The sequence below is a fragment of the Methanoculleus sp. genome (genome assembly GCF_020696975.1).
GTDB lineage: Archaea > Halobacteriota > Methanomicrobia > Methanomicrobiales > Methanoculleaceae > Methanoculleus.
On sequence record NZ_JAJGBK010000029.1, the window covers coordinates 212438 to 235695 of the forward strand.

The following is a 23258-nucleotide window of genomic DNA, read 5'->3' on the forward strand; positions in this document are numbered from 1 at the left end:
CAAGAAGGTACCAGAGAATCTGCCCTATGGTCAACAATTTCACAGATAGCAACACATCAGAGGTTCTCTACATCCTTAAGGAGCACCCTGAAGGGCTGAGTATTACCGACCTCGCGGCCCTGACATCGCTGAACAGGAACACCGTCTCGAAGTACCTGGGAATCCTCCAACGCCAGGGGTCGGTCGACATACGCCGGGTCGGCGCGGCAAGGATCTATCTCCCGACCCGGCGCATCCCGGTCGCAGCCATCCGCCGGTTCTGCTCATCGAACCTTATCGTCATCGACCACAACCTGGAGATCCTGGAGGTTTCCGGTACGCTCACGGCCCTCATCGGGACAACACCGGAGACTCTCATCGGTAAGCCAATCTATGTCATGTTTCCCGGCCGCGACCCCTCCGACGAGCTCATTTCCCTGCTCAGGAGAGCGCTCCGGGGGGAAGAGGGAACCTTCCTCTGGCACCTGCCGGTTGCCGGAGGAGCGACCTGCCGCATCTCCCTGATCCCCGCCGTGCTCGAGTCAGGACGGCCGGCGGTCTCACTCGTCATTGAGAAGTTCCCGGTGGAGAAAAGCCCGGAGGAAGCGCATCCACTCGAGGCACTCCGCGAGGAGGCCCTCAGGGAGGACCAGACCGAAGGCATCGTCCGTGTCTCTCCGGACGGGTACGTCAGGTGGACCAACGAAGTCTACTGCCGGATCTCGGGAAAGACCCGGGAGGAGAATGCCGGGCGTCCATTTCGCCCTCCCTATACCGCAGGCGGCGGTGCAGCATGGAGAGAGTTTGTCCGGAGCCTCACGCCGAATAGCCCGACCGCAACGATCGACTGCGAACTGGTTGTGCCGGCTGAAGGCGTTCGGTGGTACCGGTGGAAGGGGCGGGCTCTCTGCAACGCCGACGGCAGGGTTTTCGAGTACCAGTTCCTTTGTTTTGCTATCCACGAATGCAGGATGATCGAGGATTCCCTGCGTCGAGATCAACTGCGTCTCGAAGAGCAGTTGAACAAGCGAACCGCCGCGCTCAGGGAGAGCGAGGAGCGATTCAGGGCGATCTTCGAGGAGTCCCCCCTGGGAATAGCGTTCTGCGATATGAACGGCACTCTGGTCCGCATGAACAGGATGTTCCTTGGCATCCTCGGTATCCAGAACAGGAAGGACATCGAAGGACGGAGCCTCTCTGCAAACCTGGATATCCCCTCCGAGACCTTATCGCGCCTGCAGAAGGGAGAAGTTGTCAGGTTTACTGTCCCGTCCTCGTGGAAGCAGAACCCGTGTTTCGACAGGGGTACGTCGGGGGGCACGGAGAGGATCTACCTGGAGGGTGCGGCGTCGCCGATACCCGGAGAAGACGGCGCTCCTTCCGGGTTCGTTCTGCACCTCTGCGACGTGACCGGAAGAGAAGAGGCAGCGGCTGCCACGCGGGAGGCCCGGTTGCGCACCCGGGATCTTCTTGATATACTGACCGAGGGCGTCGTCTATCTCGGAGCTGACGGCAGAGTCATCGACGCCAACCCCGCCGCCGAACGCATACTCGGCCATGCATCTTCGGAGATGCGGGGGAGAACCTGCAGTGAATTCCGCGAGCGGGTTATCGATAAGGACGGCTCGGAGTGCCCGGAAGACCGGTTCCCGCACATCAGAGCCCTGACAGCCGGTATACCCGAGAGGAGTATCCTCAACGTCTTCAACCCCCGGGAGAAGAGACGCCGCTGGCTCGACATCCTTGCCGTCCCCCGGTTCCGGCCCGGCGAGGAAGAACCGTTCCAGGCCGTCGTCGTCTTTTCCGACATCACCGGGCAGAGGGAGAGGGAGAAGATGCACAGCGAGACCGAGAGGCGATACAGGACGCTGACCGAATCGCTGCCTGACGTCACCTTCCTGCTCGACCAGGAGGGACACGTGCTCTACGTCAACTCGCTGGGAGTGCGGATGCTGCACCGCACTTCGGAAGAGATCATCGGAAGAGAAGTTTCCGATCTCTTCCCGGGTGACCCGGGCGCGGAATATCGCCGGAACGTCGCGTCGGTCGCCGCTACCGGTGTGATCAAAGACAACATAAGCCGGCTGCAGTTGCCCGGCGGCGAGGTCTGGTACGATACGCGGCTCATCCCGGTCAGGGCAGAGGACGGCACCTGCCGGTACGTCATGGGTATCGCCCGTGACGTCACGGCACGGATGCGGGCTGAGGAGACCTCGCGTAAGAACGCAGAGCGGTTCCGGAGCGTCTTTGAGGAGTCCCCCATAGGGATAGCGATCTGCGATCCCGCCGGGCTGCCGCTCCACGCCAACCGGGCCTGTCTCGAACTCTTCGGGATCGCCCGTGCCGGCGATCTCCGGGGGACCAACCTCCTGCAGATCTACCGGGAGACCGAGAACGGCGACGCGCAGTTACCCGATGGGGCCGGGGCCTCGTTCGAGTGCCGCGTCGACTTCGACCTGATTCGCAAGCGGGATCTTCTTCCGACGGCCCGGACCGGGTCCATCCACATCAGCGGTGTCATCAGCCCGCTCGGGCCGCCGGAAGGCGGGTCGCCGGAGGGCTACCTGCTCCAGATGCTCGATGTTACCGACCGGGTTCTGGCCGAGGGAGCGCTCCGGGAGTCCCACGACATGCTGGCCGGGATCGCCCGGCACCTGCCCGACGCCATGTTCGCGATCGACCGGAAGGGAGCCGTTACGATATGGAACCTGGCGATGGAGGCATTGACCGGGATCCCCGCAGAGGAGATGCTCGGCAAAGGAGGGCACGAGTATGCGCTTCCGTTCTACGGGGAGAGGATACCGATGCTTGTGGACAAGGTATTAAACCCCGAGGAGACGCTCCGGAACCGGTATCGCTCCGTCACATATGCCGAAGAGAACGATATCACCGCAGAGACCGTGCTGTCGCCCAACAGCTTCAATCCGCCACGGCTGTGGTGGGTGAAGGCCGCCCCGCTCTATGACGGCCAGGGGAAGATCGCCGGCGCCATCGAGTCGATACGGGATATCACCGAGCAGAGACGGGGCGAGGAGATCCTGAAGAGGGAGAGGAGTTTCACGAGCACGCTCTCTGGGGTACTCTAACATACTGCCGACCTCGATACGAACGACTGTTAACACGCCCGGTGCTGGTGCAAAGAGGAAGAAAGTGACCGGATTCGCGTTCCGGCCCTTCCCGGGAGAATGGCCGGCAGTTGCATGAATGTTCGCGAGCAGGGCGTACGGGTGGTGCAGCCCCCGACCTCCCCTGCACGGCTTGCACACAGATGCCCCCTACGGGATGACATCCTGGTAAACAGTCAATATCTCAACGACATTCCCGTTTTCGTCCATGATGGGGGCGCTGAGGCGGGTCATGGTGCGGGCTCCCTGCGGGAGGTCGAGAGTGACTTTCTCAACGACGGTCCGCCTTGACCGGACTACATCCGCAATCTTCCCGGCGGTCCGATCCAGGGACTCAATGTCACGGAGACTCATCGACTCCGTGCAATCCTTCCTGCGGCCCGTCATCAGGGCAAACGCCGTATTCACCGCCCGGATACTCATCTCCGGGCTCCAGGCGACAACAAGCATGGAACCCCGGCAGGGCGCCCTCTCCATCTCTCGATCCGATTCAGGTCCCCGGGTATGCGGGGAGATCGCGTTGCAGCCCTCCTTCGCCGGGGTAAATGGTTCTTGACCCAACATACCTCACATCCATCAAGTTACGGGAGCAGACGAAGGCCCGATCTCACCGACTCCTCATCGTGCGTACTGCCACCCTAGCACCCCGTGTCGGCCGGTCCCGAACGATATGCCGGAAAGACACCAACCGGGCCACAAAGGATCAGTCTTCGGCCGGACACGTTTTAAGTCTCCGATCTGCCGGGCACCTTTGCCCGGTAAAGGATCACCCGGAAGTGCCGGGTTCAGGGACCGATCCGGACCGTCCGGGAAATACGGAGAATAAAAGATGTGTATCCCGAACCAGCCCCGGTCACCGCCCGATCTTCAAAAGCATCTCTTCGAGCGTCGGGTAGTGCGACTCAATCCGCTCGATCGTCGCGCCGTCGGCCGCAAGCGCCGCGGTCGTCCGGTTCAACTCCTCGATGGAGCGTGCCTCGGCGAGGTACCGGCCTTCGCAGGCGGCGTAGTCGACCGATGTCGCGAACGCCGCCGGGTCGGACGCCCGGAAGAAGATCTGGTAGGTGATCGAGCCGAAGATCTCCCTGAGTTCCGGCATGGTGCCTTTCGCCACCACTCTGCCCCGGCGGAGGATCAGCACGAGGTCGCAGGCCTCCTCCACCTGAAAGAGGTTGTGGGCCGAGAAGATCACGGTCTTCCCCCGGTTGCGGAGACCTTTGACATAGTCGAGCACCGACCGCGACGTCATGGGGTCGAGGCCGGAGGTGGGTTCGTCGTATATGAGCAGCCCGGGATCGTGCATCAGGGATCGTGCAATCGCCACCTTCCGCTTCATCCCCTTCGAGAGTTCCCCGATCTTCTTCCCATCCGGCTCGAGCGCAAGTTCCGCGAGGAGGTCGTCGCGCCGCGTCCGGATGACGGCTCTCGGGAGGCCATAGATCTCGCCGAAGAACGTCAGGTACGTATCCGTGGTCATCGTCTCGTAGAGCCGCGACTCTTCGGGGAGATAGCCCAGGTTCTGCTTCAGGTCGAGCGGCCTTCTGGCGACATCGATCCCGTCGATGACGAGGCTTCCTGCCGTCGGGGAGATAAGACCGGCCATGATCTTTAAGAGCGTCGTTTTTCCGGCGCCGTTGTGCCCGATCACCCCGAGTATCCGCGCGTCGTCGAGATCGAACGTGACCCCGTCGAGGGCAGGGAAGTCGCCGTACTGTTTGACAAGGGAGCGGGCCGTGATCATTTCGTATCCCCCTTATGTATCCGATGCCTACTAATATGTTGCTGCACAGAGATATGATTCTCTAACGCCTTGTGGGATAAACATGAGTCTTGCCTCCTCCATCCGGACGATCGCCGTCTGGGAGATGAACAGGTCGATGACCACGATGGGGAGAAACGTCCTCCCTCTCGCGGCAGGGCTGCTCATCCTCCTGGTTCTGGTTACGGCATTTGCGGCCCAGAGCGGCGTCCATATGCAGGACGGCATCTACCGCATCGGTATCGACGACTCCGATGTCGCCCGGGTCGTCGCCCCGGACAGCCGTTTTACCATCTACCTTGACAATGGTCCGGCTCTCCTGGAGAACCGGGCCGCGTATGACGTCATCATCCTGCAGGGCGAGGTCTACGCCGCAGACACGGATAAGGGAAGGGCCGCCTTAAAAGCGCTCGAGCGGGACTACGCCGCCTACGTCTCCTACGTGGCCGCCGGGGAGCCCGATCTCTTCGCAGGCTACCCGCTCTGGATCGATCAGGAGTATGTAAAGAGCGAGATTGACTTCCTCGCGACCCAGAGCGGGCAGCAGGTCGGTGCCCCGGCAGATGCCCGGGAACCCCCGGCCCCCTCCAGCCCGGTCGAGGCCGCGACCCCCCCGTCATCCGCCACGCCGGTCTCCGAGGACGAACTCAGAGAGCACCTCCGCGAGGCGGGGAGCGATCACCCGCTCAACCGCTACACCGGTATCCTCTCGGCCGGCTCTGCAACGGACGGGCTCCGGACACCAGCGGAACTCTCGCCGCCGCTCCCGTACGACGCACTCATCCTGGTCTTCGTCTTCATATTCCCCCTCTACTTCACCTCCCAGTTCTTCATGATGAGCGTGATGAACGAGCGGGTGGGAAGGGCGGGAGAGGCCCTCCTCTCCACCCCCATCCGGCCGAGCGCGATCATCATCGGTAAAGCCCTCCCCTACCTCGGGATCATGCTCCTCATTTCTGCCGCGATCACGCTCTTTGTCGGGGCACCGCTCACCATCCTCCTCCCGCTCATCCCGGTCATCCTCTTCTTCCTCGCAAACGCCCTGATCATCGGCATGGCCGCCAGGAGTTTCAAGGAACTCTCGTTCGTCTCGATATTCTTCTCGACCCTCGCCACATCGTACCTCTTCTTCCCGACGGTCTTTGCAAACACGCACGTGATAAGCATCATCTCCCCCCTCACACTCGTCGTCCTCGATATCCAGGGCGAAGGGTTCACCGCCATGGAATACATCTACTCGACGGCGCTCTTCTTTGCGACAAGCGCCATCCTCTTCTACGTCGGCACCATTAACTTCCGCGAGGAACGCCTTTTTTCAGAAAAACCCCTCACATCGAGGTTCGCGGACTTCATCTCCGGCGGGATCGCCCGCGACCACCCGCATATCTCACTCTTCCTCCTTGCCGCCTTCACGATACCCTTCGTCTTCATGGCGCAGATGATGACACTCGTCCTCTTCTTCAACATCCCGATGCCGCTCTCTCTCGTCCTCCTGACCGTCTCGGCGGCGTTCATCGAGGAGTTTGCGAAGTCAATCGGGATCTACGCGGTAGCGCGGGAGCGCCCGGGGTTCCTGACGCCAAAGAACCTGATCCTTGGAGCGATCGCCATCGGCCTCGGGTTCCTTGCGGGGGAGAAACTCCTCCTCTTTGCCACGCTCGCCCAGATCACCGAGTCGATCTTCGGGAGCGTCCTCTTCCTCTCTCTCCAGGTGCTCTGGATGCCGCTCCTCCTCCACATTGCGGGAGTGCTGATCACCGGGGGCTTCCTCCTCTTCTGGGGACGGCGCGCCTATGTGCCCGGCCTCGTCGCGGCGAGTGTGGTGCATAGCCTCTACAACCTCTACTTCCTCACGGGGGGGCTGCTGTGAACGCCCGCCATGTCGGCATCATCGCAAAGAAAGAGTTCATGGGGCTCTCATCGGAGAAGACGATCGTCTTTGCCATTCTCCTGCAGGTCTTCATCGCGATGTTCTCCTCATTCTTGATGGTGGGGCTCACCGCCATGTACGATCCCGAGGCAATCGAGGGTTACTCCACGGTCACCTACGGCATCGGCTACACCGGGGCGGAATCAGCCCTCATCGACGAGTTCGCGAAACGGGACGACCTCGTCCTTCACCGGATGGACCTCCCCGCGGCGCTTGCGGCGCTTAAGGATCGGCAGATTGCGGCGGTGGTCCATGTCCCGGATACGCCGCCGGACGCCGAAGGGCCGGTCACGGTCACGCTCTACCTCATCCAGAACGACCTGCAGTCGAGCGTCATCAACGTGAAGTTAAAAGAGGTCTTCCAGAGTTACGAGAAGGAACTCCGGGAGGTCCGGGCCGACCGAATGGTTGCCTTCCCCGTCGGGCTGAACTTCCCCGAGTCCGGCGGCGGCGAGAACTTCTTTGAGTTCGTCTACGGTCTCCTCATCCCCCTGCTCGTCCTCCTCCCGGCGATCGTCTCGGCTGCCCTGATCATCGATCTCATCACCGAGGAGTACCAGCGCCAGACCCTTGAGACGCTCATCTCGACCCCGATCACGTACACCGAGATGATCTGGGGGAAGATCGCTACCTGCGGGGTCCTGGTCCCGGTCCAGGCCGGAGCCTGGCTCCTCCTCCTCGGGTTCAACGGCATCGCGGTCGAGAACCCTGCCGCAATCCTCCTCCACATCTCGGCCGGTGGGCTCTTCCTCATCCTTCTTGCAACCCTCGTCGCGCTCCATTACCGCGAGCGGACAAGCGCCCAGTTCGTCTTCTCGACGGCCCTCGTGGTGGTCTTCCTCTTTGTCATGGCCGTCCCCTACAACCCCTTAAACCTCATGGTAAGGCTCGCGGTGGATACCGCCGGTCCCACCCACTGGTTGATCCTCGTGCTGGTCGCGGGCGCGGCGGCACTCCTCGGATGGATAACGACGGCCTACGCACGGCGGATCGGAGAAGCCGCCCCGCAAGCCCGGTGAGCGGGAGACAACCCCGACTGGACCGGCAGGGCTTCGGGCAGAGCCATCGTGGTGCCGAGATCCATGCGGGATAAATTATATATCGCCAGTTATGCAATTCTGCCCATCGATGACCCACCTCCGCTACCTCAATACCACCTGTGCAGTCTGCGGTGAGTCCTGCCGGTTCACCATCCCCGAGGCCGCCAGCAGTGTTGGGTCGCGGGACCTCGACACCCGTCCCGCCGAGCCCCTGCGATCCACCATCTACGCATGGGTGAAACGGTGCCCGTCCTGCGGCTACTGCGCCCCCGACCCGGGCAAAGCCCGGAGGGGGGCGGCCGACGTGGTGAAACTCCCCCGTTACCGCTGGCAGCTGGACTCCCGCAAATTCCCCAGGATTGCGAACACCTTCCTCTGCTGGTCGATCATCCAGGAGGAACTCGGCATTCCCGCCCAGGCCGCGTGGGCGTCCCTCCACGCTGCCTGGATCTGCGACGACGAAGGCGATGACGTGCCCGCCCGGATCTGCAGAACGCGTGCCGCCGACCTCCTGCGGCGGGCGTGGGAGCAGGGTGAACGCCTGACCTCACAGCCAGGGGGGGATGAGGCGCTCCTCGTGGACCTGCTCCGCAGGGCAGGCAGGCTCCGGGAGGCCCGCGCCGTTGTCGTGGAGGGACTGGAGCAGAACCCGCAGTCCCTCATCGCAGACATCATGCGGCTCCAGGACAGGCTGATCGCCGCGAGAGACCGGGGCGTCCACACGGTCGCCGAAGCCCGGCGGTTCAAGCAGCCGACGCTGCTCTGACCAGACAGAGCCTCACCATTTGTATACTGCGTTGCAGATACTGTATCATGGATATCACGATCTTCTCCCCGGGCATCTACACCTACGGCGCCATGCTGATCGGCGGCGTCCTCCGTGATGCGGGACATAAGGTCACCCTCACCCGGACGCCCGATGCCCCACCCGGTTCAATCCTGCTCGCGAGCCTCTTCTCGACCCAGCATCTCCTCGACCCTGCGATCAGGGATCTGGTCAGGACCCACCGCGAGCGGGGCGGGACGGTCTACGTCGGGGGACCGGTCTCGGCCGCGCCGGAGATCGTGCTCGGGGAGCTCGCCCCCGATGCGGTGGTCGTCGGCGAGGGCGAGGAGACGGTGGTCCGTCTCGTCGAGGAGGGTGTCTCGGAGACCCTCCCCGGCATCGCCTACCTCGACGGCGCTCGATCGGTCGTGACCCCACCCGCTCCCCCGGCGCCGATCGATCGGCCGATTCCCCTGATCCCGGAGGATATCGGGAGCCAGAGTGTCCGGGGTGCGAGCGCCTACATCGAGACCCACCGGGGGTGCATCGGGGGATGCACCTTCTGCCAGGTGCCCCGGTTCTTCGGGAGGAAGGTCCGGAGCAGGACGCTTGCGAGCATCATCGAGGAGGTGAAGGCTTTTTCGGCACACGGGGCCACAAGGCTCTCGGTCTCCGGCGGAACCGGGTCGCTCTACGGTTCACAGGACGGAAAGATGGACCCAGAGGCCTTCATCGGCCTTCTCCGGGGAATGGCGGAGGTGATGGGGCCAAAGAACGTCTCCTCCCCGGACATCCGCGTCGACTGCATCACCGACGAGATCCTGGACGCCATCCGGCAGTACACCATCGGGTGGGTCTTTTTCGGAATCGAGTCGGGGAGCGATCGGGTGCTCCGGCAGATGGGCAAAGGCGCGACCGTCCGACAGGTCAAGGAGGCGGTGGAACGGTGCCGGGAGCACGGTCTCCGGGTTGCAGGAAGTTTCATCGTCGGATACCCGGGCGAGACGGAGCGGGACTACGAGGCGACGAAAGACCTTATCGCCGCGCTCTCTCTCGACGACGTCTTCATAAGCAGCGCCGAACCCATTCCGGGGACGCCGCTCGCCGACCTCGCGATCAGGACATCTCGCGACAGGAACCCGGCCTTTGCGCCGCACACCGGCGAGTACCGTGCGCTTGGTCTCACCGAGGGGGAGGCCCGGTGCTTTGACCTGATGATGCATGCCGATATGTATCGACCGCAGATCCGGCTCGTGACTGATGAGGTCTATGCCGCGTACCTCGCCGAGGCAAAGAAGCAGGGGCAGGACATCAGGGCGGCGACCGAACTGATCCTCCGGTACGCCCGGATCCGGTGAGAAGGTCCGGGCCGGCAGCCTCTCTTCTCTTTGTTGAAATCCCGGATCCCGCCCGGTTCTCCCGAACGGGAAACCCTTAAGTATCCTCGATCCTCTACTCCCCCCTGCCTTGAAGGGATACCCCTTCGCAGGTGAACGAGTTAGAGGGAGATACGATGGCAGAAAGACAGGCAGGATCGGTGCTGGAGACCCGGCCGAGATTGGAAGAGAGGATTGACCTGATGCGCGCACGCGACGTCAGGGATTTCAGGGTAGAGAACCCGGAAGGGGAGCACATCGGTGACCTCACCGATGTCGCGATCGACCGCGACAGCGGCTGCATCGCATACGGAGTGCTCTCCCATGGCGGGATCCTGGGATTCGGCGAGAAACACTTCGCCATTCCCTGGGAGGCGATCCGCACCCGCCCGGGGGAGCGGGTCGCTATCGTGGATACGGATAAGCGGACACTGGACAACGCTTCCGGGTTTACCCGGGACAGGATGCCCCGTGAAGGGGACTGGAGCCTGATACGGACACCTCCCCCGGTGCGCGGGACAACGGAACCCTCAACCCCGGTAACAGAGAGAGAACGCCCGCCGTCGGCGGTGGGGGCTGCGGCGGCAGGCGCAGCAGTTACAGGGGCGGCAGTTACCGGCGCAACAGCCACAGGCGCAACGGCATCGGAGGAGCCCAAACCTGCGGCCAGAGAGAGTTATGTCCCGGTGCCGCCCCCTGTCCAGACGGTCGCACCCGGCTGGGGGGGAGAGCAGAGGGCGCATACGGCCGAGGAGCGGGCGGAGGCGTTCCCCCGCGAAACCGTCGTCGAAGAAGTCAGGAGAGAGCGCCCGGTCGAGACGAAAGCCCCACCCCGGGAGGTCGTCGTGGAGGAGGTCCGAAGAGAGAGACCGGCAGAGATGGAGACCCGGCCGGTGACCGAGGTCGAACGATCCCTTACGACGCCGGGACCGACCCCCGGGCGTCTTTCCGCGGCCGACCTGCAGGTCTACCTCAAGGGTATGGACTACCCGGCGGGCAGGGAGGACCTGGTCACCCATGCCCGGAGGAACAATGCTCCGGAGAGCGTGACCACGGTGCTTGAGGGGTTCAGCGACCGGACCTACCGATCAGCCGCCGAGGTGAGCGAGGAGTTCGGAAGGGAGAGCCGCGGCGAACGGCCACGAGAGATGGAGCCACAACGCTACCCGGAGACCGGCGCGGGAGAGCGCCCCGAGGCCCGGAGGACGGTACCGTCCCGCGCGCGCCTTTCCGCGGCCGACCTGCAGACCTACCTCAAGGGCATGGACTATCCGGCAGGGAGGCAGGACCTGGCTGCCCATGCGCGGAGGAACAACGCACCGGAGAGTGTGATCACGGCGATCGAGGGGTTCAGTGACCGCACCTACCAGTCCGCCGCCGACGTAAGCGTCGAGTTCGGGAGGGAGAGCCGCGGCGAGCACCCGGGAGGGATGGAGACACGACAATACCCGGAGACCGGCGTGCGGGAAACCCGGCACGAGGAGCCGGTCCGAACGGAGACTGTCACCCGGGAGCAACCCGAGACCCGGAGGACGGTGCCGTCCCACGTGCGTCTTTCCGCGGCCGACCTGCAGACCTACCTCAAGGGTATAGATTACCCGGCAGGGAGGGAGGATCTCGTCGCTCACGCGCGGAGGAACAACGCCCCGGAGAGCGTGGTTTCGGTGCTCGAACAGTTCAGCGACCGGACCTACCGGTCAGCCGCCGAAGTGAGCGAGGAGTTTGGCAACGTCAGGTGACGGGAGAGAACCCGCGGGTCCGGGTGAGTGGAGCTGAACAGCCCTCCCACCCCCCTCCGCAGACGTTTTTCGCCCCGAAGTTTCTCCCGCCAGCATTCGAGGAAATCTTAAATAGTCACCACTTGCATCGCCCGCTCTGCGCGAAGGTGAAGATCGCCTTCGGAAGTATACCAGAGAGGTGGTGGTTGCAATGGCTGAAACGATTCTGGAGCGGCAGATGCGCAGGACGGAGGGGCAGGAGTACTTCTCGTCCGAGGATATCGTGGGAAAGCGGGTGAAGAACCCGGAGGGCTATGACCTCGGTGAGATCTCAAGCCTCCGGGTCGGCCTGCCCATGGGGAGAGTGGCATACGCGATACTCAGGACCGGGGGCATGTTCGGTCTCGGGTCGAAACACTTCGCGATCCCGATCGAGGCCATGATCTACCGGCCGGGGGACGACGTCTTTGTGGTAAACATCAGCAAGTACAAACTCGATAACGAGCCCGGATTCGCGGAAGGCGAGTGGCCAAGGGAGGCGAACTGGGGCCTGATCGAGTCGACCCGGCCCATGGGTCCCCCAAGCCAGGAGGAGGCCCGGGCCGTGACCCGGATGGAGCCCCCGCCCCGCGAGGTCGTCACGACGGAGCGGGTGGAGGTCCGCGAGACGACCGGTCGCACGGGGATACCGATAACGGCCGAGGAGGTCGAGGGCAGGACCGCGGCGACCGGGAGGCCGGTGACGGAGACCCGGCCCGCAGAGGCCGTCACGACTGAACAAAGAGCGGTCCGGGAGAGGGTGGTTGAAGAGACCCGGCCGGTGACGGAGGTCGAACGGCCCGTTACGACGCCGGGACCGGCCCTCGCCCACCTCTCTGCGGCCGACCTGCAGGTCTACCTCAAGGGTATGGATTACCCTGCAGGCAGGCAGGACCTCGTCACCCATGCCCGGGGGAACAATGCTCCGGAGAGTGTGATCACGGTGCTTGAGGGGTTCAGCGACCGCACCTACCGGTCGGCCGCCGAGGTGAGCGAGGAGTTCGGAAGGGTCAAGTAATCACCGCCGTCTCCGGGCCGGGCGCCCCGGTTCGCTCCTGCTTAGAGGGTAAGCCGGGTCTGCACCGTTTCCCGCCCGCCGAACGTGAGGTAGCGTCCGGCTGCCTTCCCCCGTATTCCAGCCCGGGTAAGGTCGGCGGGCCCGGTGAACGGCCTATCTTTACGTAGCGAGAGGATCCGGTCCGCCCCTTTCGGCCCGATCCCGGGCACCCGGAGGAGGTCGCGGCGTGGAGCGAGGTTGACGTTCACCGGCCGATCATCGTCTGCAAGAACCTCCTTTGGATCGCGGTTCGAGAGAAAACCCTCTTCGTTGAGAGCTGTCCGGAGTTCGTCGGGCGTAACACTGTAGTCACGGAGCAGGTAGTCGGCCTGGTACCACCGCCGCGCCCGCCACGCCGGGGTATCGGGGTGCGACGCGAGAGGAGTCCCGGAGAGGGCGTGGAACGCGGCGAAGTAGACACGGGACGGGCGAACCCGCCGATACTGGTCGGCGAGGCAGGAGAGGATCTCCGCATCGGTCTCATCCGCCGCCCCGACGACAATCTGGGTGGTGTGTCCGCCGGGCTTCTCCTCCGCGACCCAGGCCTGGCGTTTCAGGATATCCTGACGGTAGTCCTTCACCCCGGCGAGGCAGCCGAGCCGGTCGGGGGACGTCGCCTCCAGGTTGATGCTGATCCGGTCTGCCACGCGGGCAGCGTCGTGGATATCCGCCCGGGCGGCGCCGGGGAGGACCTTCAGGTGAAGGTAGCCGCCGTAGCCCCGTTGCCGCAGGATCTCCCCTGTCTCGACGATATCATGCATCACGTAATCGACGTCCCGCGCGATGCCGGAACTCAGGAAGAGCCCGCCGACGAGCCCTTCCCGCCAGAGGCCAAGGAAAGTCGTGGCAAGTTCCTCGGGGGAGAACGAGAGCTGCTCCCGCTGCAGGCGGACGGCACAGTAGGCGCAGTCGTAGGCGCAGGTGCCATGCAGGAGCACCTTGAGCATCCGTCCGCACCCGCCCGCCCGGCGGTTGTAGTTGATGACAGCAGGAGCAGCCGAGAGGAGCCTGATGCATTCCCCGGGGCTGCAGAGGTCGAACCGACCGGCAGCGGTGAGACGGGTGAGCTTCTGCTCGTGCGTCGACATACCGGAAGCATCGACTCGCGGAATAAAGAGCCTGGTGCGCGGGGGGTGAAAGTGTTTGAGAAGAGGCGGGCCGGTCAACTACGATACTCGAGGGCGGATGGGAAGAACGAGAGCCCATAAATACCCCATTTAATAAAAATTTATCCCATTTCTGCGCATTTACCCGGACGGAGGAACTCCCGGTCGAGGAGACCGGAACCTCCCGTGAGACTTCACCCCTTCGGGGAAAGAAATATGATATGCGCCGCACCCTGTCACCGCAAGGAGGGACAAAGAAACGGAGAATCGACCTGAGTACGACGCAGTCGTTGTCGGGGGCGGGCCCGCCGGGAGCACCGCAGCCTACCTGCTCGCCGGGTTCGGGTACCGGGTGGCGCTCCTTGAGAAGGGGGCGTATCCGCGAAATAAGGTCTGCGGAGGCTGCCTCAGCCAGAAGTCCATCAGGTTCCTCGACCGAGTCTTCAGCCTGCCGGTTACTGCCCTCAGAAAGGAGGGGCTGCTCGACTCCGCCGGGACGGGGTATGCCCTCTACATCGGAAGCAGCCGGATCCTTGCCGGAGACCTTCAGGAGCCGTTCTACTTCACCCGGCGGGAACGCTACGACACCCATCTCTCCCGAAGGGCGGCAGAAGCCGGTGCCGAAGTCTATGAAGGCGTGGAGGTTACCGCAATCGACCATGCCACCCGCACTATCGCGACATCGGACGGCGACCGTTACGCCGCCCGGGTCATCATCGGGGCCGATGGGATCCACAGCCGGGTCCGGCACTCCCTCCCGGCGGGCGTCGTCGACCCGGAACGGTGGGGCAGGAACCTCGGCTGGGCCCTGGAACTCAGGATTCCGCGAGAAGAGGCGGAGGCACGCGCAGATCGGGACGGGGCGATCCGCCTTGACGCCGGTCTTGCGACACCGCATCTTGTCCTTACCGCCTGCCCCTGGGGTTACGGGTGGGTCTTCCCAAACCAGGAGGCGATCATCGTGGGTATCGGGGGGCTGCTGCAGAAGAACGGGAAAGGTCTCCCCGACCGTTTCAGGGCGTTCCTGAAAAACCTCGGTCTCTCAGCGTTCTTGGACCAAAAGCCGGTGGGATACCCCCTGCCATTCGGCAATTACATCCCCTCCCCGGCCCATGAGGGGACGGTCCTCGTCGGGGATGCAGCCGGATTCGCAAGCCCCATCCTCGGCGAGGGGATCTTCTATGCCCACCGGACCGCGGAACTTGCCGCCCACGCCGTCGACCGCCACCTCACCTCCGGCGCACCCCTCACCGGGACCTACACCACCCTCCTCAACCGCCGCCTCATCCCCGAACTGCAGGCGGAGATGGCACTGCGGGATTTCGTTTACCGTTGCCTGGACGCCCGGATGCATATCCCCCTCGCGGCCTTCATGAAGGCGACGAATACCCGGGTCATCGATGCCGTGCAGGGGCTTCGTTCGTTCCGCGGGTTCCGTCGTGATGACGAACTCCACACCGCCGTCTGGTGAGACTCCCGGCGAATACTCTTATCAGCCCATGCGTCCAGAACGCCGCGGTCATGGACGCTCCTCACTCTCTCGTCCTCTACGAGGTCAACACCCGCATTCGGCTCCGGCGCTTTGCCCGGGATATGGGGCGCTTCCGCGCCACGCTCGATGACATCCCCGATACATGGATCGCGGGACTCGCCTCCTGCGGGTTTGACTGGGTCTACCTGATGGGGGTCTGGAGGACCGGGGAGGCGGGGCGCAGGGTCTCCCGCTCAAACGAGGGGTGGCTCCGCGGTTACCGGGACCTGCTCCCCGATCTCGGGGATGAGGATATCTGCGGCTCCCCCTTTGCCATAACCGGATACTCGCTCCACCCCGACCTCGGGGAGGCAGGGGCGCTTGCCCGGTTCCGCGACCGCCTGCACCATGAGGGGCTCCTCCTCATGCTCGACTTCGTCCCGAACCACACCGCACCCGACCACCCCTGGGTGCAGGACCACCCGGACTACTACATCCACGGCACGGAGGAGGACCTCGCCCGCGAGCCGGAGAACTTCATCCTGGTGGACCTCCCCGGGGATCCGGCCGTCTTCGCCCACGGCCGGGACCCCTACACCGGCGGCTGGCCGGATACCCTGCAGCTCGACTACGGCAACCCGGCCCTCATGGAGACGATGATCGCCGAAGTGCGGGAGATCGCAGGGCGGTGCGACGGCGTCCGGTGCGATATGGCGATGCTCGTCCTCCCGGAGGTCTTCCGGCAGACATGGGGGAGGGATATGGAGCCCTTCTGGCCGGGAGTTATCGAGAAAGTCAAACGCGAGCGCCCGGACTTTGCCTTCATGGCGGAGGCCTACTGGGATCTCGAATGGACGCTTCAGCAGCAGGGGTTTGACTACACCTACGACAAACGGCTCTATGACCGGTTGCGGGAGGGAGGGGGGCGGGCAGTCCAGGAACATCTCCGGGCAGACTTCGAATACCAGCAAAAGTCCGTCCGGTTCCTCGAGAACCACGACGAGGACCGGGCGGCAGCAGCCTTCCCCCCCGACCGGCACCGGGCCGCCGCCGTCCTCACCTATCTCTCCCCTGGCCTGCGGTTCTTTCACCAGGGGCAGTTTACGGGGCGAAAGAAGCCGGTCCCCGTCCATCTCTGTCGGGAGCCGGATGAGCCGGCCGATCCAGCCGTAGAAGAGTTCTACAGGGGGCTCTCTGCGTGCCTCCGCATCCCGGCGTTCCGGGACGGAGCGTGGCGGCTCCTCGACTGCGCCCCGGCCTGGGAGGAGAACCCTTCCCACGACGGTTACATTGCCTTCACCCGGGAGAGGGAGGAAGAGCGCTATATCGTCGTCGCCAACTACACGCCGGACCGGGGCCAGTGTTACGTCCGGCTCCCATGGGACGGGTTCGCAGGAAAGACCGTCCGGCTCCGTGATCTCATGGGGCCGGCAGAATACGAAAGGGATGAAGGCAGCCTCCTCTCTCCCGGGCTCTACCTGGATATGCCGGGATGGGGCTACCATGTATTCGAGGTCGTTGGGAAATGAGGGGGACCGCTTTCCTTCAGGCCGACGGGGGAAGATCCTGTACCGGGAACTGGACCTCGGTCAGGAGTTCCTCCTCCGCCACCTCGGCCGGGTCGTTGACATAGAGCTCCCGCGAGGGGCCGGCGATGAGAAGACGGTGCTCGCCCATGTAGGCGAAGAGCCGCTCGTACGCCTTCCCCACCCCGTGGTAGGGGCCCGTGTGGAGGACCGAGACGAACCGGCCGCCCGGGAGGGTCCGGACCTCAACACCGGTCCCATCCAGGCTGACGGGGCCGACAACCGGGATCGCCACCTCGATATCGGCATCCGTCTCCCGGTACTCCTCATCGTGACAGATGAACATGACCGGCCCGGCCACCTTTGCAGTGGGCTGTCGCCCGTCTTCTGGAAATATGTGGGCACAGAGCCCACCGATCATTCTCGGGATCGCTTCCTGGTAGACACCCCGCTCCCGGCGGGAAAGCACCCGCAGGGATGGGATCTTCTTGATGACTGGTTCGGTGATTGACATACGGAATCCTCCGTTCAGGGGGTCCTGCACTCGCAGGGCTTCTGCGATCGCATGCAGCCGCTCGATCTCCTTCTCGGTTGCAGCAAGACGCTGTGCAAAGATATCCCCGATTGTCCGGGCGTCTCCACGTTCCCGTGCCGCAAGTATGGTCTCGACCTCGGCAAGGCCGAACCCGAGCCGGAGCAGGTGTCCGATCTGGAGGCCACGCTCAACCTGGGTGACGGCATAGTAGCGGTACCCCGTGCAGATGTCGCGTGCCGCCGGGACGAGGAGCCCCTTCTCATCGTAGAGACGGAGCGCTTTCTGCGAGAGCCGGGTGATCCGCGAGAACGTGCCGATAGGGATCTGATCGACTGGCATGGACTACATCCACCTGTTGGCGTCGCCGGGTAATAGACGGTCGGAGTCTCCCCCGGGGGAGAGTTCCCGTCAGGCCTGACGGACTCCGGTTGGACGGCGCCCGGCGTCAACCTTACGGAACTCTCGGGGGAGGAGATGGGCCGCGGCCGGGAGGAGAGAATGATTGCCCCTCAGCGGGGGCATACCGGGCCGTCACCACTTCTGGATAAGAGAGACGAGCATCTTTCTGACCTGGGCGGTCAGTTCGCAGTCAGGGTTGATCTCAAGCGCCTTGTCGGCACACGCAAGCGCGTGGCGGTACATGCCGAGGTGGTAGAGGACACTGCACTTCATGCTCCATCCGGCGGCATACCGCGGATCGAGCGAGAGCACCTGGTCAAAGCATTCGAGCGCCTTGCGGTACTCCCCGAGCGCGTAGAGGGCACCGCCCTTCAGGCTCCAGACCCGGACATTCCCGGGGTCTTCAGCGATGGCGTGGTCGTAGCAGGTGACGGCCTCCTCATGCTGGTGCTGGAGGAAACGGGCGTAGCCGAGATCGGTCCAGGCCGCCACGAAATGCGGATCGATCGAGAGCACCCGTTCGTAGCAGGCGATCGCCTCGTCCAGCTGGCGCATCGCGACGAAGATGCCGCTCCGGTTGTACCAGGCGACGGCAGAGTCCGGGTTGAGTTCCACGGCACGGTCGTAGCAGACGAGCGCCTCCTCCAGCCGGTTGCGGCGCCGGTGCAGCATTCCCCGGGAGACCCAGGCCGGAGCAAACCCCGGGTCGATCTCGAGCGCCTTCTCCCAGCAGGCCAGAGCATCCTGGTCCCGGCCGAGAAGATCGAGAAAGACACCCTTGTTGTTCCACATCTTTGCGTTTGCCGGATCGTCCTCGAGAACCCGGTCAAAGCAGCCTATAGCCTCGCTGAACCGCCCCTGCTGGGCGAGGGAGACAGCTTTTCTGCTCACTGCAGTATCTGTGTCCGGTCTCTCCCGGTCCTCGGGATCACCCTTTCCGAAGAGTCTTCCTGTAATGCTCATTCCAGTGCTCCCCCCGTGGTCACGCAACTGGTAGCGGGCATACAATATAACGGTTCCCCTGGTCCCGATAGCAAATGAGCAAGAAAAACACCTCAGGGCATCCTACCGGACGGCGTGGTGTCGTACCCCCGGGATCACCTGCGCCACCCGCCCGGCACCCCCCTCGCGGCGAAGCTCGGTATGCACCCGGGCATGGCAGATGCCGCAGAGGGTGAGCAGGTTTTCCGGGTCGTCGTGGGTGGGGTCGCGGTCGAGATGGTGGACATGAAGGTCATCGCTCCCACCGCAGATGACGCACTGCTGCCCGTCACGTTCGAGGATCACGTCACGGATCTCTTTCCATCCCCGCAGGGCGTACTTCTCCTGCGCCCGGATCTGGATTGCGAACCGTTCGCAGTAGACGCGGCCCGGGGTCCGGACGGCAAACGGGCACTGGCAGCAGAGCCGGCGAAAGCCGTTCAGGTCGGGACGGTCACCGCAGAGAGGGGAGCGGGAGCGGTCGAACGCGTCCAGGCGCAGCTGAAGGTAGGTGCTCACTATCGGAAAACGATTGGTTGTAAAACAAGATAAGGGCTTAGAGTACTTCATCACACCGAGCAAGGGGTGCCGGAGCAGGTGTTTTGGGGCGTCACCTCTTCTTCTCCTCACGGTATGGGATCGGGACGTAGGCGACCGAGGGGCGGCGGACCATCGCCTGGGGAAAGAGATCCATCAGCCGGTAGATCGCGGCAGGCACACCGGGGGTGACGGGGAGGCCAAGGTCCCGGGCCTGCTCGAAGGTGATCGGGTAGTCATGGGTCCATGTTCCTTCTGTGAGCAGGCGCCCGAGGCGTTCTGCCCGATCGGGCTCCATCCGGTTCCGAAGCAGACCGACGACGAACTCCCTCATCTGGTTCTGGGCCTTCGCCGCGATATCGACTAAGATGAAGGTCTCGTCCTCGATCTCCTCCGGTGGCTTCAGGCGCGGGACCCGCAAGATCGAGGCCGCCGGATAGTCGCCAATCCGGGGGTCTACCGGACCGAGCACGGCGTTCTCGTCCATCATCACCTCGTCGGCGGCGAGGCAGAGGAGCGTTCCCCCCGACATGGCGTAATGAGGGACGAATATCGTCACCTTCCCCTTATGACGCTGGAGCGCCATCGCGATCTGCTCGGACGAGAGGACCAGGCCGCCGGGGGTGTGGATGATGAAGTCGATCGGCATCTCAGGGGAGGTGAGCCGGATCGCCCGGAGGACCTCTTCGGAGTCGTTGATGTCGATGTAGCGGTAGAACGGGATACCAAGGAAGGCGATCCGCTCCTGCCGGTGAATGAGGGCGATGACCCGGGTCCGGCGCTCGGCTTCGATCTCCCGGATCGCCCGCAGACGGCGGGCCCGGGTCATCTGCTGCTGGACGACCGGCACCGCAAAGAGGAGGAGGAGCACGACGGCGAGAAGCAGAATCCAGATATCGGGCATGCCGGGAACGTAGTGCGCGGCCCGTATAAAGCTGGTGCACCCACAACCCGGCAAAAGATCTCCTCTTCAGAGGGTCATACTGCCCACCCATGTCGGGTCAGGGAGAGAGGAACTCGTCGATCAATGCCTGCCGGGTCCGGCCCCCTTCAAGCGTCGAGAGCCTGACCCCGATGAGCCGGACGGGCTCGCCGTTGAGGAACGGGAGGAGCAGCCCGGATGCAGCCTGCCGGATCGTCTCCGGGTCACTGGTGAACCGCGGGAGCGTCCGGGACCGGGTGTGCGTCTGAAACCCGCGATACCTGACCTTGACGGTGACGGTCCGGCACCGGAGACCGCCGGCCCGGAGGGTTTCCGCGACATCATCGGCAAGCCCGGCAAGGGTCCCGGCGATGACGGACGGATCAGCGGTATCCTCATCAAACGTCGTCTCCCGGGAGACGGACTTGCACCCCTCCCGGCCCCGCACCTCACGGTCGTCGATGCCCCGGGCGAGCCGGTGGAGCACGATACCCGATCGGCCGAACCGGGCGATGAGATCCTGGACGTCGCGGCGCGCGAGGTCGCCGGCGGTCAGGATACCCATCTGCCGGAGGTCTTCGCCGGTCTTCTTCCCGACGCCGGGGATCTTTCCCACCGGCAGGGGGGCGAGGAATGCCGCGACCTCGCCCGGGGGGATGACCGTCAGTCCGTCGGGTTTCTGGTAGTCGGAGGCAATCTTTGCCACGGCCTTGCCCGGGGCGACCCCGACCGAACAGGTGAGCCCCGTCTCTTCCCGGATCTCCCGCTTGATTGCTGCGGCAAGGGCCTCCGCCGCCGGGAAACTCCCGGCATCGCTGACGTCGAGGTAGGCCTCATCGATGCTCACCTGTTCGATACGGCCGGTGTGCCGGGCGAGGATCGCCATGATTTCTTCAGAAACCCCGGCATAGAACGGGTGATCCACCCGGAGGTAGACGCCGTGGGGACAGAGGTCGTATGCCCGGGAGATGGGCATCCCGGAATGCACCCCATACCGGCGGGCTTCATAGGAGCAGGTACTCACGACCCCGCGACCCGTCCCCCCCTTCGGGTCGGCTCCCACGATCACCGGTTTCCCGGCAAGGGACGGGTCGCGGCGCACCTCCACGGAGGCGAAGAAGCTGTCCATGTCCACGTGCAGGACAATACGGCCGCCGGTTATCATTCTACGATTCCTCTCCGGTCTCCTGTGGAAGTGTTGGAGGCCCGACGATTTAGGGGGTTTGGTGAGGCTGTGGGGGGAGAACGTGCAGGGCTGGAAGAGGGGTTGCACGGGTGCCGGGTATGGGCCCGGGAGCGGTTTCCTCCGATCATACCGGCAATGACCATGTAAAAGCCCGAAAACGGATTTCGAGGAGGTATCGCCTTTTGTGGAGCGACGCTCCGGAGAACGACGTCTTGAAAGGACGGAGTTCGAGCACCGAAGGTGCGAGGCGCGAACGCAGTGAGCGTGAGCACCGTTAGGTGCGAGGGGGGCTGACGGGAAGTGCGAACGAAGCGAGCTTGAGCACCGGAGGTGCGAGGTGCGATGTTCCAGGGGAACGGAGCACGAGAAGGCCGCCGGAGGCCTTTGAGGGGGAAGCATCCTCCCTCCTCTGTCTCCACGAAACAGATATTATACCTGTAACCCCCACCCCACCCGCGCTTCGCGCTCCTCCCCCGCCCCGCGGGGCGGGGGCAGTGCGTGGCGATACTCCCACGGTCCACTGTATGGGGCGGTTTTCACGGATCTAACGTGTCCAGTGGTTGTATGAAGCCGTTTTCGGGCTTTAACCTCGTGTTTTACACTTGCTTCGATCCCTGGAAGCCCCCGGCATGGAGCATCTCTGCAACATGGATTTCGCCCGACACCACCCGGGCCCACCCCATCCCTCGCGCGCTCACCCGGGGTCGGGATAGACGATTCAAGGGCAGGGACACCAGAGGATGCGATAATTCGCGACAGAATAGCAAATTTTGTGATACGAACTTGCGGCCTCATAATACGTGGGCGAGTGAGAACCACTCGCTCCACCTTCTCCATCTGATCGGCAGGAATGTTTGCGATCGTTGGATGTGAGGACGTGCAAATAAAAGGGGTAATGGAGTTGGTTTACCGGGCCGGGATGATGAGCGAACGCTCGCCGGCGGGCATGAACTCGCGGATTGCACCCTTCGCGAACTCGCGGCGGGGCTCGGAGAAGTCGAACCGCAGGGCCGGGTCGGCGAAGCAGACCTTCACGAGCGGGCTGTAGCAGAACGCGTCGCCGCGCCCGTAGTGGGAACTGCCGACGATAGCGGCGTACTCGCCCTGGTGACCGACGTTCATCGCGTAGTTCGGGTAGTTCGGGCCACGCAGTTCTCCCATCAGACCGCGGTCGGACTCCATGGAGAGCGAGTTCGCGGAACCGCACTGGTCCTGGAGGTCGTAGCCGAAGAAGCCGAGACGCGACCATCCGTCCTTGTGCAGGAGCATGGAGAGATACCAGGCGTTCAGACCGGCGTTGGAGTTTCCGGTCGCGATGGCGGTCGTCAGACCGGACGCGGCGGCGATGACACCGGCACGCTGGGACCCGCCGAAGTGGTCCTCCATCATGGTCGGGTACTGCTCGTACTGCTCCATGGCGTTGAGGGTGACCTCGGTTGCCATGTCGTTGACGATCTCCTGGGTCGGCTTGATCTTGTCGCTCGGGCTCGGGTTCTTCCAGTCGACCTTGTACTTGTCCTTGATGTAGTCCATACCGTAGTAGGTGAACTCGTCGAGGATGTTGTCGGTGTAGGCTGCAGTCGCGTACTGAGTGAATCCGACACCGCCGGACATGTAGGAGCCGAGCCAGATCTGGTCGTAGAGCATGGTTCCGGCGCCGACGACCTCAAGGGCAGCCTTCGCGGGGTCGTTGGGGTACTTCCGGTTCGCCTGGACGATATCCGAGAAGAGACCGAACTTGATGCCACCGGGCTCGTTCGGGCCACGGGCACGCCGGGCGGGCAGGAGTGAACCCATATGGACGAC

Annotated in this window: 16 protein-coding genes and 2 pseudogenes; 9 read left to right on the forward strand and 9 right to left on the reverse strand. The window is 63.8% G+C overall.

Annotation, left to right across the window (positions count from 1 at the left end):
• The first annotated feature begins 26 nt into the window (after positions 1–26).
• The gene (locus tag QZ650_RS09650; protein WP_292518813.1) at positions 27–3065 is read left to right on the forward strand and encodes a PAS domain-containing protein; all 3039 of its coding nucleotides are present in this window, start codon (positions 27–29) and stop codon (positions 3063–3065) included.
• A gap of 189 nt (positions 3066–3254) precedes the next feature.
• Here QZ650_RS09650 and QZ650_RS09655 read toward each other — a convergent pair whose 3' ends face one another.
• Complete coding sequence (locus QZ650_RS09655; protein WP_292522497.1) at positions 3255–3554, reverse strand: PAS domain-containing protein; 300 nt, start codon at positions 3552–3554, stop codon at positions 3255–3257.
• A 403-nt stretch (positions 3555–3957) separates the two neighbouring features.
• Positions 3958–4845: an ABC transporter ATP-binding protein gene (locus QZ650_RS09660; protein WP_292518817.1), complete on the reverse strand. Its 888-nt coding sequence runs from the start codon at positions 4843–4845 to the stop codon at positions 3958–3960.
• 82 nt (positions 4846–4927) lie between these two features.
• Between QZ650_RS09660 and QZ650_RS09665 the strand changes: the two genes are divergently transcribed.
• The 6 genes from QZ650_RS09665 to QZ650_RS09690 all read left to right on the forward strand — a co-directional run bounded on the left by QZ650_RS09665 (position 4928) and on the right by QZ650_RS09690 (position 12750).
• Positions 4928–6733: an ABC transporter permease gene (locus tag QZ650_RS09665; protein ID WP_292518819.1), complete on the forward strand. Its 1806-nt coding sequence runs from the start codon at positions 4928–4930 to the stop codon at positions 6731–6733.
• Entirely contained in the window at positions 6730–7812 is a 1083-nt protein-coding gene (locus tag QZ650_RS09670) for an ABC transporter permease (RefSeq protein WP_292518821.1), read from the forward strand. The genes QZ650_RS09665 and QZ650_RS09670 overlap by 4 nt, the downstream gene beginning before the upstream one ends.
• A gap of 91 nt (positions 7813–7903) precedes the next feature.
• Positions 7904–8599 carry a hypothetical protein gene (locus QZ650_RS09675; RefSeq protein WP_292522498.1) on the forward strand — a complete coding sequence of 232 codons (696 nt, stop codon included), beginning with the start codon at positions 7904–7906 and terminating at the stop codon, positions 8597–8599.
• Positions 8600–8646: 47 nt separating this feature from the next.
• Complete coding sequence (locus QZ650_RS09680; RefSeq protein WP_292518825.1) at positions 8647–9957, forward strand: methyl-coenzyme M reductase glutamine C-methyltransferase; 1311 nt, start codon at positions 8647–8649, stop codon at positions 9955–9957.
• Between the two features lie 155 nt (positions 9958–10112).
• A complete protein-coding gene (locus QZ650_RS09685) occupies positions 10113–11714 on the forward strand; it encodes a DUF2795 domain-containing protein (protein WP_292518827.1) in 1602 nt (533 codons plus the stop codon).
• Positions 11715–11904: 190 nt separating this feature from the next.
• Positions 11905–12750: a DUF2795 domain-containing protein gene (locus tag QZ650_RS09690; protein WP_292518829.1), complete on the forward strand. Its 846-nt coding sequence runs from the start codon at positions 11905–11907 to the stop codon at positions 12748–12750.
• A gap of 41 nt (positions 12751–12791) precedes the next feature.
• Here QZ650_RS09690 and QZ650_RS09695 read toward each other — a convergent pair whose 3' ends face one another.
• Positions 12792–13877, reverse strand: coding sequence for a radical SAM protein (locus tag QZ650_RS09695; RefSeq protein ID WP_292518831.1), 1086 nt, complete (start codon positions 13875–13877; stop codon positions 12792–12794).
• Positions 13878–14184: 307 nt separating this feature from the next.
• Between QZ650_RS09695 and QZ650_RS09700 the strand changes: the two are divergent.
• Both QZ650_RS09700 and QZ650_RS09705 read left to right on the forward strand, forming a co-directional pair.
• Positions 14185–15366: pseudogene (locus tag QZ650_RS09700) on the forward strand (geranylgeranyl reductase family protein); the annotation flags it as partial.
• Between the two features lie 50 nt (positions 15367–15416).
• On the forward strand, positions 15417–16895 hold the full coding sequence (locus tag QZ650_RS09705) for an alpha-amylase family glycosyl hydrolase (protein ID WP_292518833.1): 1479 nt from the start codon (positions 15417–15419) through the stop codon (positions 16893–16895).
• Positions 16896–16911: 16 nt separating this feature from the next.
• Here the strand turns inward: QZ650_RS09705 and QZ650_RS09710 are convergent, their stop codons facing one another.
• The 6 genes and pseudogenes from QZ650_RS09710 to QZ650_RS09735 form a co-directional block, all read right to left on the reverse strand.
• Complete coding sequence (locus QZ650_RS09710) at positions 16912–17766, reverse strand: MerR family transcriptional regulator (RefSeq protein WP_292518835.1); 855 nt, start codon at positions 17764–17766, stop codon at positions 16912–16914.
• A 192-nt stretch (positions 17767–17958) separates the two neighbouring features.
• The gene (locus QZ650_RS09715) at positions 17959–18789 is read right to left on the reverse strand and encodes a tetratricopeptide repeat protein (protein WP_292518837.1); all 831 of its coding nucleotides are present in this window, start codon (positions 18787–18789) and stop codon (positions 17959–17961) included.
• Between the two features lie 102 nt (positions 18790–18891).
• Positions 18892–19326 (reverse strand): HNH endonuclease signature motif containing protein, encoded by a 435-nt coding sequence (locus QZ650_RS09720; protein ID WP_292518840.1) that lies wholly within the window; start codon positions 19324–19326, stop codon positions 18892–18894.
• A gap of 91 nt (positions 19327–19417) precedes the next feature.
• Complete coding sequence (locus QZ650_RS09725; protein WP_292518842.1) at positions 19418–20248, reverse strand: ATP-dependent Clp protease proteolytic subunit; 831 nt, start codon at positions 20246–20248, stop codon at positions 19418–19420.
• A 97-nt stretch (positions 20249–20345) separates the two neighbouring features.
• Positions 20346–21431, reverse strand: a complete 1086-nt coding sequence (gene dinB / locus QZ650_RS09730; protein WP_292518844.1) for a DNA polymerase IV — start codon at positions 21429–21431, stop codon at positions 20346–20348.
• Between the two features lie 927 nt (positions 21432–22358).
• Positions 22359–23258, reverse strand: a pseudogene (locus QZ650_RS09735) (methyl-coenzyme M reductase subunit alpha); the annotation flags it as partial.